Annotated in this window: 7 protein-coding genes; 4 read left to right on the plus strand and 3 right to left on the minus strand. The window is 42.2% G+C overall.

The window, feature by feature from the left end; genetic code table 11:
• Positions 1-3: 3 nt before the first annotated feature.
• A complete protein-coding gene (locus CI959_RS19810) occupies positions 4-2,358 on the minus strand; it encodes a GH92 family glycosyl hydrolase (protein WP_008779639.1) in 2,355 nt (784 codons plus the stop codon).
• Between the two features lie 358 nt (positions 2,359-2,716).
• Between CI959_RS19810 and CI959_RS19815 the strand changes: the two genes are divergently transcribed.
• The 4 genes from CI959_RS19815 to CI959_RS21640 all read left to right on the plus strand — a co-directional run bounded on the left by CI959_RS19815 (position 2,717) and on the right by CI959_RS21640 (position 8,731).
• Entirely contained in the window at positions 2,717-5,863 is a 3,147-nt protein-coding gene (locus CI959_RS19815) for a TonB-dependent receptor (RefSeq protein WP_005866430.1), read from the plus strand.
• Between the two features lie 27 nt (positions 5,864-5,890).
• Entirely contained in the window at positions 5,891-7,465 is a 1,575-nt protein-coding gene (locus CI959_RS19820; RefSeq protein WP_005866428.1) for a RagB/SusD family nutrient uptake outer membrane protein, read from the plus strand.
• A 446-nt stretch (positions 7,466-7,911) separates the two neighbouring features.
• A complete protein-coding gene (locus CI959_RS19830; RefSeq protein ID WP_005866426.1) occupies positions 7,912-8,100 on the plus strand; it encodes a hypothetical protein in 189 nt (62 codons plus the stop codon).
• Positions 8,101-8,587: 487 nt separating this feature from the next.
• Complete coding sequence (locus tag CI959_RS21640; protein WP_005866422.1) at positions 8,588-8,731, plus strand: hypothetical protein; 144 nt, start codon at positions 8,588-8,590, stop codon at positions 8,729-8,731.
• An 83-nt stretch (positions 8,732-8,814) separates the two neighbouring features.
• On the opposite strand, the gene CI959_RS19835 is transcribed toward CI959_RS21640, so the two are convergent.
• Together CI959_RS19835 and CI959_RS19840 are read right to left on the minus strand one after the other, a co-directional pair.
• A complete protein-coding gene (locus CI959_RS19835) occupies positions 8,815-10,407 on the minus strand; it encodes a RagB/SusD family nutrient uptake outer membrane protein (protein ID WP_008779636.1) in 1,593 nt (530 codons plus the stop codon).
• A gap of 26 nt (positions 10,408-10,433) precedes the next feature.
• Positions 10,434-13,610, minus strand: a complete 3,177-nt coding sequence (locus CI959_RS19840; protein WP_022192405.1) for a TonB-dependent receptor — start codon at positions 13,608-13,610, stop codon at positions 10,434-10,436.
• Between the last annotated feature and the right edge of the window lie 174 nt (positions 13,611-13,784).

Below are 13,784 nucleotides of genomic sequence, written 5' to 3' on the forward strand. Positions count from 1 at the left end.
TGCTTATTTCTTCTTTTTACTAGGTTTTACTGAAATAGGGGAAAGTTTATTGATCCCTTCCTCGTTTACGGAGAATGAGTAAGGCATATCCTCCGGATTTATACCACGATTCATATTCGGCTTGTCACCCATCTTGAAGTCAATCACGCCACCCTTAAACAAATCGTTATGATCCAGATAATTCTTGGTGTAGTTCTTGCCGTTGAACGTCATGGATTCGATATAGATATTCTTATCGCTGTTGTTCGGGGCGTTGATCACCAAGTTGTTTCCATTCTCAAAATGGATCGTAGCCTTCTTGAACAGCGGAGCGCCCAACACATATTGGGTCGTACCCGGAGCGACCGGATAGAATCCTAACGCTGAGAATACATACCAAGCAGAAGTCTGGCCATTATCCTCATCACCGCAATAACCATCCGGACCCGGAGTATACATCTTATTCATTACTTGACGCAACCAATATTGAGCCTTCCAAGGTTGACCCGCATAGTTGTATAAATAAATCATATGCTGGATCGGCTGGTTACCGTGAGCGTAGTTACCCATATTCATCACGGTCATCTCGCGGATCTCGTGGATCACACCACCGTAGTAGCTATCATCGAACAAAGGCGGTACAGCAAATACGGAGTCAAGCATCATCACAAATGAATCCTTACCGCCCATCAAGTCGATCAATCCCTGAGGATCGTGGAATACAGACCATGAATAATGCCAGCTATTACCTTCCGTGAAAGCGTCACCCCATTTCAGCGGAGAGAACGGAGCCATAAACTCGCCATTCTCATTCTTGCCACGCATCAACTTGGTTTCCTTGTCGTACAGGTTCTTATAGTTCAACGCACGACGGGCATATAATTCCAATTCCTTTTTCGGACGGCCTAGTTGTTTAGCGATCTGCCAGATACACCAGTCATTGTAAGCATATTCCAATGTACGGGCGGCGTTCTCGTTGATCTTCACGTCGTAAGGAACATATCCTAACTTATTATAATATTCATGACCCAGACGTCCTGTAGAAGAGACCTTCGGGTGAACGTTTTCCGTACCATGAATCAAACCTTTATATAAAGTCTCCAAATCGTCAACCTTCACACCCTTCATATAAGCGTCTACCAAGATAGACGCCGAGTTATTACCGACCATGCAACCACGGTGACCCGGACTTGCCCATTCCGGGAAGAAGCCGCTTTCCTTATATGTATTGATCAAGCCCTCTTGCATCTCCTTGTTTACCGACGGGAACATCAAGTTCAAGAATGGGAACAAACTACGGAACGTATCCCAGAATCCGGTATCGGTAAACATATAACCCGGTAATACCTCACCATTATACGGACTGTAGTGTACCACCTCGCCCTGAGCGTTGATCTCATAGAACTTACGAGGGAACAACAATGAACGATAGAAACAAGAATAGAACGTACGATATTGATCCAAATCTCCACCCTCAACCTCGATCTTGCTCAAATGCTCATTCCAAACATCCTTACCTTTCTGAACCAAGGTATCAAAGTTATCGTTACCTAATTCCTTCATGTTGATAGCGGCCTGATCGAAGCTAATAAAAGAGGAAGCCACCTTCGCATGAACGATTTCACCCTTCTTCGTCTTGAAACCGATTACGGCTCCTACATGGTCACTCGTTTGCTCCTTCGCACCCTCTTTCAAAGAAGCGTCGGCAAATGTAGCCTCGTATGTGAAAGGCTTATCAAACTCGATCACAAAATAATTCTTGAAATTATCGGGAACCCCACCGCTATTCTTCGTTGAATAACCGATGATCTTATTCTCCTCCGGAATCACCTTGATATAAGACCCCTTATCCAAGGCATCCACCACGATATAAGAATGCTCGTTTTCCGGGAAAGTGAAACGGAACATAGCGGCACGATCTGTCGGCGTTAATTCCGTTACCACGTCATGCTCCGCCAGATATACCTTATAGTAATAAGCCTTGGCGATCTCTCCTTTATGCGAGAACCAGCTCGCACGTTTATCTTGGTCGAATTCCGGTTTACCAACCACCGGCATGATTGCAAATTGTCCGTAATCATTGATCCACGGGCTTGGCTGATGGGTCTGTTTAAAGCCACGGATCTTGTTAGCCGTATATACATACTGCCATCCATCTCCCATCTTTCCTGTCTGAGGAGTCCAGAAATTCATACCCCACGGACGAGCGATCGCCGGATAGGTATTTCCTGTAGACAACTCAAAAGAAGATTGCGTACCCATTAGCGGGTTTACATACTCTACTGGATCAAAAGCCTCATTCACAGCCGCTACCGCAGGTTTTCCCACCCACATCAACATCGCCGCTAAAGCTAAAGCCCAAACGCTTTTTTTCTTCATGATATAGCTATTTAATTAATAATATAATTTATCCGTTTTTGTGTTTTATATTCATAGTTGGACTACAAATATCCATTTAATTAACATGAATAGAAAGTGATTCTCGTGTCATTTATTTAGAAATATCCCTTTCTTTCTTATGAATTTCTGGCATTATACGAATCTAGGTGCAAATCTAACAAAAAGAATTAGAAAAAAGAAATCCAATGAGCTAGATCATGCCCTATTCATCGCACTTTTATCATTCCCGAAAAAGATTAAATATCACATGCGAGTTCCGTACGAACTATGTCTATTCTACAATATAATATTACATATAAATGTAATCAATCTAAACTTAATTTAAAACAAGAGCAAAATGACAAAGAATGAATCTAAGCTATTATCCCTTCAAGGGATAGCTAAAGCCTCAGCGTTCTGTTTGCTGCTTTCTGCCTTCTCTGTAGACGCCGCTATGGCCGTTCCCGCTTCCGCAGGTACGGTTGATGAAGTGATGGTCGTACAGCAGGGTAAGAAAGTGACAGGTATGGTTGTTGATGGTGCTGGTGAGCCTGTTATTGGCGCTAACGTGGTGGTGAAAGGCACTACAAATGGTACGATCACGGACTTCGACGGTAATTACTCGTTGGAAGGCGTGTCCGCAAATGACATCTTGGTGGTATCCTATATCGGTTATTTGTCCCAAGAGATCCCGGTGGAAAATCAATCTTCAATAAAAGTAACTTTAAAAGAGGACACTCAAACTTTGGACGAGGTTGTAGTTGTAGGTTATGGTACGATGCGTAAGTCAGACGTGACCGGTTCTATCGGTGTGGCTAAAGGAGACGACTTGACAAAGAATCAAAACTTTAGTGCGCTAGACAACTTGCGCGGTAAGGTATCTGGTGTAAACATCTTCTCAAACTCCAGCCAGCCGGGTGCTTATTCTAACCGTGTCGTTATCCGTGGTATGGCTACTATCAACGCTTCTTCAAACCCTCTATATGTGGTAGACGGTGTTGTTATGGAGAACTTCGACTTGGTGAACCCGAATGATATCGAGTCTATGGAGGTCTTGAAAGATGCTTCCGCTGCCGCTATCTACGGTGCTCGTGGTGCCAATGGTGTTATCATGGTAACTACGAAGCGTGGTAAGAAAGATGGTGAAGGTGTACAGGTTAGCTATCAAGGATCTGTCAGCGCAAGCCATATCGCTCGTAAGATGGATACGATGAACGCCCAAGAGTGGTGTGACGCATTCATGATTGGTCTGGAAAACGAGAATAAGTGGCAAGGTAAAAATTGGTCTTTGAACCGTGCTGATTGGTTTAATGATTCAGATTTCTTTGATGCAAACGGTAATCCTCTGTATGATACGAATTGGCAAGATGAGGCTACTCGTACCGCGGTTTCTCACAACCATCAGTTGAATATCCAACAAGCGGGTAAGAGCTCTTCAATGGGTGCTTTCTTGAACTATACGGATCAACAGGGTATTGTAAACAATACGTATAATAAGCGTATTAATGCGAAGTTGGCATACGACGCAAATCCTACGAAGTGGTTGTCTACGGCAGTCAATGTATTGGTTAACCATACATGGGGGCGTTATACGCCTGAGGATGGTGGTGGCCAAGAGGCTCGTCGTACCATGATCGAGATGGTTCCTTGGATGCCGATTCGCGATAAGAATGGTAAATATACCACTTCTACCTCTTCTTCCATTGGTGATGTATTAGGCTTTGAGGGTATGTCTAACCCAGTCATGATCTTGGATATGCAAAAACGTATGCGCTACAACACGCAGGTGTTTGGTAACGCCGCTTTGACATTCCACTTGGCTGAAGGTTTGGATTTGAAGACTCAACTAGGTCTTGACCATCATAATAAAACGTATAGAGGTTATTCTTCTATCGATTTGAACAACATCTCCATGCCGAATGGTTGGGCTGAGTACCAAAATTGGAATACACTTTATTGGCAGGAGGAGACTTACTTGACTTACAATAAGGTATTCGGTGATCATCGTATCAACGCTATGGCTGGTTTGTCTTGGCAAGAGCGTGTGCAAAAGTGGAATAAGGCACGAACAGAAGGTTTCTCGGATGATTTCTTTGAGGACAATAATATGTCCGCAGGTACAACTCCGGCATCTCCTGAGTCTTCTTACGATCGGTGGGCGATGAACTCTTATTTCTTGCGTTTCGCTTATACATATAAAGATCGTTACTCCGCAACCGTAACAGGTCGTGTCGATGGTTCCTCTAAGTTTGGTGAAAACAACAAGTATGCGTTCTTCCCATCTGCAGGTTTGGCTTGGAATATCTCTCAAGAGGATTTCATGCAAGATCAAAGCACGATCAGCAATTTGAAGTTGCACACTAGCTACGGTTTGACTGGTAACTCCGAGATTGACACTTATCGGTCATTGGCTCGTGTTTCTTCTGGTACGCTTTTGATCAACGATATTCGCGCTCCGTATTCTTACATCAGCTCTATGGCGAACCCGGATTTGAAATGGGAGAAGACTGGTCAGTTTGATGTTGGTTTCGAGATTGGATTCTGGCAGAACCGCTTGTCTTTCGATGTAGCTTACTATAACAAGAAGACAACCGACTTATTGTTGGATTGCCCGATTCCTCACACTACAGGTTTCACGACAGTGTATAAGAATATCGGTTCTGTAAGAAACCAAGGTATGGACTTAATGATCAGCGCACGCCCAGTTCAGACACAAGACTTCAATTGGAGTTCTACGATTAACTTAAACTTCAACAAGAACAAGATCCTTCAGTTGGGCGACAATAATGAGGATATCGAGATGAACAGCTGGGTAGGTGGTTCTGAAAGTATCTTGCGTGTAGGTGAGAACATGAGTTCTTTCTATGGCTACAGACGTTTGGGTGTTTATACGGAGGAAGATTTCAATAACGGCTTGTGCGAGAAGAACCAGATCGGTCGTGCGAAACGTACGGATAAGAAAGAGATCATCGGCAAAGGTATGCCGGACTGGACTGGAAGCTGGATCAACAACTTCTCTTACAAAAACTTCGATTTGACGATGGACTTGCAGTTCGTATGGGGTGTTGAGACCATGCAACAGTTCTACCACTCTACTTACGACCGTTTCGGTATCACGAATGGTTTGAGCAATATTTTATATGACGCATATAACGGATCGAACCCGAACACGATGCAACAGGCTGTTTACTTGTGTAACTCAGGCCATGCAGGTCAGGATACGACAGTAGATTCTCAATGGATCGCCAATGGTTCTTACTTGCGTTGTAACATGTTGCAATTGGGTTATACTTTTGACTCAAACGTGATTAGCAAGATCGGTTTGTCTGCTTTGCGTTTGTACGCAAGTGCGAATAACTTATTCTTGATTACTGCTAGCGATTTCACAGGTTACGATCCTGAGGGTACATCGCAGGGTGATAGTAATAAGTTCGGTCAGAACATGGTATTCTTCTCTTATCCAAGAGCGAGAACTTTCACGTTCGGTGTTAATGTAACATTTTAATTCATTTAATCAGTAGAATTTTTAGAAATGAAAAAAATATTGACAGTAGCGATTGCATGCGCTTGTTTAACCGGGTTCAGCGCATGTAATGATTTCTTGGAAGAGAAACCGAAGTCATCGTTGACAGCCCCGGATTATTACCAGACAGAGGCTCAAGCTCAGGCTAACGTGAACTATTTGTATCGTACGGGAGCTTCAAGTAAGCTCACAGGTGCGGGTAGTGCTTACGTAGGTCCGTTTGCCTCTATCACAGGACAATTGACCGGTTACTTTACAAACAGTTATGAAGGTCAGGAGCTGACTTGTAAATATTCTCGCGAGTTGACTCGTCAGCAGAATACGATGACTGTTTCCGTAACTATTGACGGTATATGGGATGATTGCTACAAGGCTATCAACGTAGCTAATGGCGCTATCAAGTATATCCCCGAGATCTCAATGGATCAGTCTTTGGCAAATCGTTTGATCGGTGAGGCAAAGTTCTTTAGAGCTTGGAACTACTTCAACTTGGTGAAGATCTTTGGTGGTGTTCCATTGACAGTAGAGCCGTACGAATCTATGGAGAACATGTATTTGGAGCGTGCTTCTGTAGAGCAAGTATATGCTCAGGTCGAATCCGACTTGAAGGATGCCGTTAATGCTTTGCCGGCTGCTACTTTCTACAACAATAGTAACCGTATCACGAAGTATGCTGCCGCTATGGTTTTGACTTCCGTTTATATGCAACAAGGTAAGTATGCCGACGCTGCTTCTGCGGTAAAGACGGTGATCGATTCTCCGCATGCTTTGGCAACCAACGATGATTTAGCATTGGGTTCTGCCTATAATAAGATCCGTACGACAGACGGTTTGGCTGAGTCTATCTATTCTTATGAGTACAACGCAACGATCAGTAACGGTGGTTGGTGGCCTACTTATGCGTTCAACTCAGCGGCTACAGCTATATTTGGTACGTATTCTATCTTTGAGCGTACATACGGGCCAACGAATCAATTCTTGAACGTGTATGCGGCAAACGACTTACGTATCCAGCCAAATCAATTCTTCCATTGGAATTATACAAATCCGGATAATGGCAAGACTTGGACGGCTCCTGAGAATGCTTGTGGTTGCTGGTTCTGGTATGATGAGGACGCTTTGTTGAACACAGGACGTTCTACGAAAGACCGTGATATCTTCCGTTACGCAGAGGCTTTGCTTGACGCTGCTGAATCTATCGCTCAGTCTCAAGGTGTAACAGCTGAGGCTGCCGGCTATTTGGCACAAGTTAAGGCTCGTGCAAACATGGAAGGTAAGACGGTAGCCGCAATTACTGCCGATCTTCAGAAATTAGGTAAGCAGGCCTTTATCGAGGAATGCTGGACAGAGCGTTTGCGTGAGTTCCCGTTGGAATTCAAGATTTGGGATGACTGTTTGCGTACAGGTAAGTTCCCTGTAATCTCTTCTACAGAGAAGGGTAAGGTTACATACGTTGACTTAGTTGGCGCAAAGAACGCTTCCGGCGCGACCTTCAAGTCTTCCGACTTGTTATGGCCGATCTCTTTGAACGAGATGCAACGTAACCCGAGTTTGACTCAAAATGAGGGTTATGCCGTTCAATAATAAATTTCAATAACTGATGGCTAGAGAGGGAGGGAATGAGCGATCATCCTTCCCTCTCTTTTTGGTAGCTTGATTAGTCAGCAAGTTGCATGAAACAATGTATAATATACAGAATTTTGGTTTGGTTGTCTTATTATTCACTTTCAACTATGAAAACAAAAGAGCAAGAAATGACATACTGGATTCTGCTAAGTTAGAAGGACGGTTGGAAGGTGAAGAAAAAAGAATGATTTTCTGAGCAGTACTACTGACTTACTCAAAGGATATATACTTATTTTGCCCACGCAGTATATATTACTTTGCCAAGTCACTAGTACTTCATAAACATCCTTTACTTTGACACAGGCTAGAGGATAAGCAATTGCTTCCTTCTGTAAACAAAAAACGCCCAAAATTGCTCTCTGCTATAAACAATTTGTTATATTTGCATATATATAAGTACGATTATGGAGCGATTGATAGAGATGTATCGAAAGAAGTTGCGATTTACCTCTACCGCCTTTATTAGAAGCACGGTGTACGAGATTAATCGGGATGCCCGGTTGATCGGTATAAGAGGTGCTCGGGGAGTGTACCGCAACAGCATATCAAGCGAAATTTTCCGCAAGACGAACGAACCATATATGTCAGCTTAGATAGTATCTATTTCTCTGACAATACATTATATGACTTTGCGGATCGTTTCGTGAAACGAGGAGGAACACGCTTACACTTGGATGAGGTACATAAATCCCCCCAGTAAAGCCAAGAGTTGAAGAATATATACGATGATATGCCAGAACTGCAAATTATCTTTACCGGCCCCTTTTATCCCGAATATCAGTAAGCTCTGCGAATGGATTAGTATCACGAGAAACGTTTTATTGACTTATCTAAACGTATTGGCAGAAAGTAAGCTGACCTACAACTGTTTCTACTTTTGGTATCTCTCGCCTGCAAAAGCCGGACAATATCTACTTGAAAAATAGAAATCTGATGTATATCCTCTCGCCTTTGAAAGCGAATATCGGCAACATGCGGGAGACGTTCTTTGCGAACCAACTGAAAAAGTCTCACCAAGTAACAACCTTAGATTTACATCCGAGTATTACAGATAAAATAGAAAGGATAAATTTGTAAAGTATGAGCGAAGCCAACGATTTTTTAGTGGATGGAATTTATACGTTCGAGATCGGTGGCAAACGAAAAAGGTACTCACCAATAGAAGGGATACCGGACGGTTTTATCGTTGCGGATGATATAAAAATAAGATCCCGTTATGGATGATGGGGTTCTTGTATTAAGGAAGAAAGGGAAGAATAATCACTCATCCTTCCCTTTCAGCCATCAGTTATTGAAATAAAAAGTAATTACTTCGCTGAATATCCCTCATTCTGAGTTAAATTCGGATTACGTTGGATCTCGTTTACAGGGATCGGCCAGTATAAGTCTGTTGCCTTGAATGTAGCACCGCTACCATTCTTAGCGCCAATTAAATCAACGAATTGAACCTCACCTTTGTTTGTAGCGGAGATTTGAGGGAATTTACCTGTACGAACACAGTCATCCCAAATCTTCATTTCCAATGGGAACTCACGTAAACGCTCTTTCCAGCACTCTTCAATAAAAGCTTGCTTGCCTAATCTTTGAAGCTCGGAAGCGATTGTAGAAACATCCTTACCTTCCATGTTAGCACGTGCCTTAACTTGTGCCAAATAGCCGGCAGCCTCAGCGTTTACCCCACTAGACTGAGCGATAGCTTCAGCGGCAGATAATAATGTTTCAGCATAACGATAGAAGTTCCAGTCTTTCGTACCCTTACCAGTCTCTAAGATAGCAGTCTCATCATACCAGTACCAGTTACAAAGCATCTTCATATCCAGAGTTGTTCCATCAACAGGATGCGTATATGTACGATGGAAGAACTGATTCATCTGGGCACGCAAGTCTTTCTCACCATACACATTCAAATAACGCTCGCTAACACCATACACATTTACCCACAAAGAGTATTTGTTTCCAGTAGAAGAATTAGCGAAGAATGTCGGAGAAATCAAATTGAATGCGTGAACCGGGATATTACCGTTAGGAGAAATAGCTGCGTCATATTCACGGGCATAAATAACCTCTGGCAGATCATCTGTTGTACGTAACTTATTGAACGCACTACCTTCCGCAAGGTTATCGTTAGTAGCCAAAGCGAATTTTCCGCTATTGATTACATCTTTCAATGGAGTAACCGCATTAGCGTACTCTCCTAGTCTCATGTAAACATCGGCCAGCAACATATCAGCCGCATATTTTGTCACACGGTGACTATTTCCTGCAAAAGTAGCATTAGGTAAATTCTCTACAGCAAACTGTAAATCAGGAATGATAACTGTATTGAAAACTTCCGATGCAGCCGTACGAGTCGGATATTCAACCAAAGTAGCATCTTCTGTAGGTTCTGTAACCATTGGAACATCACCAAACATTTTTACAAGATAGAAATAGTTCAATGCACGGAAGAAACGAGCCTCTGCTTTATACTGAGCTTGATTATCCATTTCCACACCATCAACATACTTGATAACTGCGTTCGCTACATTGATCGACTTATAACAACTTTTCCAAGTGTCATTAGTCAAATAATTACAACAAGATTGCGTAAAGTCCTGACGAGTCAACTGGCGAGCATAGGAACAGTCTACTTCCTGACCTTCATATTCATTCACGAAATAACCAGTTACCATGTTCATTACAGACAAGCTAGAACCTCTATAAGCACCAGTCATATTACCCATCTTATCAGGAGCACCATCACGATATAGATAATTGACATTGCCAATAATATCAGCACTTGTCTTATAATAGGTATCCAAAGTCAAGGACGACTTCGGATCCTCATCCAAAAAACTGTCACATGCGGTAAATCCTACCAATCCCGCACATAAAATAGCTGTTGTTAATATTTTTTTCATTGCAATTTTCTGAATAATTTAATTAATTAAAATATTACATTTACACCCAACGTAAACGTTCTAGCTCTCGGATAAGAGAAGAAGGCCATATTCTGACCAAATTGTTCTGGAGATACTGAACCGTTAGATGTAGAGATCTGAGATGTACTTTCAGGATCGTACCCATTAAAGTCTTTCGCTGTAATCAAGAACGCATTGTTCACATTCAAATATAGGCGTAAGCTACTAAACGGAGTCTTTGCCAATTGATTTGAGTCAAAAGTATAACCTAACTGGATTAAGTTCGCACGTAAATAAGAACCATTAGCCACCCATTGAGAGTCTGTCAAAGTATCCTGTCCTGCGTGACCACCGTTGAACAACCAGATAGCTTGCTGCATAGAATTAGGATTCGTTCCATTATATGCGTCATACAAGATATTTGTCAAGCCGTTAGTCTGTCCGAAACGGTCATATGTAGAGTGATAGAACTGTTGCAAGGTCTGAACACCAGCGACAAATTGTAAATCCAAAGTGAAATCCCAATTCTTGTAACGTAATGTATTGATCATAGATCCAGTCCAATCGGGTACACCTTTACCTATGATCTCACGCTCAGAAGAACGTTTCGCACGACCGATCTGTTTCTTCTGGCAGTTACCAGCTTCATAATCTTCTATTGTATAAACGCCTAAACGTTTGTAACCATAGAAACTACCTACGCTTTCGCCTACACGCAAGATAGAAGCACCGCTCACCCATTCGTTTTTCAAGATATCCTCGTCATTGTCACCCAAAGATAAGATCTTATTTTTATTGAAGTTAGCATTGATGGATGTTGTCCATGTGAAGTCTTTTGTATCAATATTGCGAGTAGATAACATCAGATCCAAACCTTGGTTACGGATAGAACCGATATTCTTATAAACAGTCTCGAAACCTGTTGTATGAGGAACCGGAGCATCCAATAACAGATCAGAAGTCTTCTTGTTGTAATAAGAAGCATCTAACGTAATTCTATTATTGAACAAACCTAAATCGAAACCTATATCGAACTGGGCGGTTTTCTCCCATTTCAGATCAGAGTTAGGCAATCTATTTAAATAAGAATAGGAATTACGTGTTCCGTTCAATAATAACGTTTCGCTCTTAACTGTTGCTAAAGATTTGTAAACACCAATCTCAGAGTTACCAGTCAAACCGTAGCTGGTATGCAACTTCAAGTTGCTGATCGTATTTTGATCAGACATAAAGTCTTCTTGCGTGATGTTCCAAGCCAAACCCGCTGATGGGAAGAACGCATATTTATTATTCTTACCAAACTTAGAAGAACCGTCATAACGACCAGTAATTGTAGCGGAGTAACGATCCTTGAATGTATAAGCGAAACGTAAGAAATAGGAGTTCATAGCCCAACGTTCCCAATAAGTCTTCGGAGCATCAGGCTTCGTACCTGCGTCCATATTGAAGTCCTCAAAGAAATCGGTAGTGAAGTTTTCTGTATACATTCTAGAATAATCATACTTGCGCTCCTGCCAAGACAAACCGGCCATAGCGTTGATACGGTGCTCGCCAATCGTCTTATTATAAGTCAAGTAAGTCTCTTCCTGCCAATAAAGAGTATTTGCATGATATCTTTCAGCACGTCCATGTTGGTCATATGCCAAATTCACCAAGTCACTTGGCATATATTTATGCAAAGTCTTAAAGTTAGCGTCAACACCGAATTGAGTCTTCAAATCCAAACCTTCGATGATATGGAATGTCAAGGCTGCATTACCGAATACTTTTGTATTATAGTTCATATTCTTATAGGTCTTCAAGATATGAACAGGGTTAGACATTGCCTCAAAGTCCATTGGCATCCCTTCTGGAGTATTGGTGGAGGTATATTTGCCATTATATTGAACCGGCATCCAAGGAACCATTTCAATCATAGTACGACGAGCATCCTGTCCACCACCGTCTTCTGGAGTAGAGTTACCCCAAGTATGGTTCACCGCCAAGTTGATCGCTGTAGATAACCATGTTGTAGGATTCGCATCATAAGCGATCTTTGCATTCAAACGTTTTGAATAGGTATTCAACATGATACCTTGGTTATCAGTATAGTTCAAAAATGCACCCATAGATGATTTCTCGCCACCTTGCTGAACATTCAATTGATGGTTATGAGAGATCGCTGTACGAGTTGCCTCATCTTGCCAATCTGTATCATAAAGAGGATTACCGTTAGAATCGAAGAAACGACGATCTGTAAACCAATCCGCACGATTAGTAGACCAGTTAAATGGATTGCCATCCTTATCAGATCCCCATCTATTCTCATTCTCAATACCTTGCATAAAAGCATCGCACCACTCCTGCGCATTCATCGTATCCATCTTACGAGCGCGATGAGCCAAGCTTACAGAACCAGAGTAGCTAACCTTCGTTCCACCTTCTTTGTTACCACGTTTCGTAGTAACCATGATAACACCATTGGCACCACGAGCACCATAGATAGCGGTAGCGGAAGCATCTTTCAATACCTCCATAGACTCGATGTCATTCGGGTTCATCAAATAGAAGTTCTCCATTACTACGCCGTCCACAACATACAACGGATCAGAAGAGGCATTAATTGTCGCTTGACCACGGATAACAACACGGCTACCATAAGCACCCGGCTGGCTAGAGTTAGAGAAGATATTTACACCGGCAGCCTTACCACGCAAGTTATCCAATGCACTAAAGTTTTGAGCTTTTAACATCTCTTCTCCTTTAGCTGTAGAAATAGAACCTGTTACATCCGATTTACGCATCGTACCGTAACCTACTACTACTACCTCATCCAAAGTCTGTGTATCTTCTTTCAATGTAACATTGATTGCAGATTGGTTGCCTACAGGGATCTCTTGAGATAAATAACCAATATAGGAAATCACCAAAACTCCGTCGGCGGGCACACCCTCGATCGTATAATTTCCATCGAAATCAGTGATCGTACCGTTTGTAGTGCCTTTCACCACCACGTTAGCGCCAATAACAGGCTCACCTGTACCGTCAACAACCACACCTGTTACTTTCTTGCCTTGCTGCACTGCCATTACTTCATCAACCGTGCCTGCGGGAGCGGGAGCGGCCATAGCGGCGTTTACAGAGAAGGCAGAAAGCAGCAAACAGAACGCTGAGGCTTTAGCTATCCCCTGAATGGATAATAGCTTAGATTCATTCTTTGTCATTTTGCTTTGTTTTTTAATTAAGTTTAGATTGATTACATTGTCTATGTAATTTTTATCGTTATAGATGGACATAGTTCGTACGGAACTAGTGCGCCATTCATGGTCTATATCATTAAAAACTGGGCAAATGTATAACTTTTTTTGTAAACTAGACTTAAATCTATAGTATTTTTT

The sequence above is a fragment of the Parabacteroides sp. AT13 genome, assembly GCF_002272965.1.
Taxonomy (GTDB): domain Bacteria; phylum Bacteroidota; class Bacteroidia; order Bacteroidales; family Tannerellaceae; genus Parabacteroides; species Parabacteroides distasonis.

Excerpts from the sequence above, each read along its gene's own strand:
- CI959_RS19810 (WP_008779639.1), bottom strand. The coding sequence starts at position 2,358 with ATGAAGAAAAAAAGCGTTTGGGCTTTAGCTTTAGCGGCGATGTTGATG.
- CI959_RS19815 (WP_005866430.1), top strand. The coding sequence starts at position 2,717 with ATGACAAAGAATGAATCTAAGCTATTATCCCTTCAAGGGATAGCTAAA.
- CI959_RS19820 (WP_005866428.1), top strand. The coding sequence starts at position 5,891 with ATGAAAAAAATATTGACAGTAGCGATTGCATGCGCTTGTTTAACCGGG.
- CI959_RS19830 (WP_005866426.1), top strand. The coding sequence starts at position 7,912 with ATGGAGCGATTGATAGAGATGTATCGAAAGAAGTTGCGATTTACCTCT.
- CI959_RS21640 (WP_005866422.1), top strand. The coding sequence starts at position 8,588 with ATGAGCGAAGCCAACGATTTTTTAGTGGATGGAATTTATACGTTCGAG.
- CI959_RS19835 (WP_008779636.1), bottom strand. The coding sequence starts at position 10,407 with ATGAAAAAAATATTAACAACAGCTATTTTATGTGCGGGATTGGTAGGA.
- CI959_RS19840 (WP_022192405.1), bottom strand. The coding sequence starts at position 13,610 with ATGACAAAGAATGAATCTAAGCTATTATCCATTCAGGGGATAGCTAAA.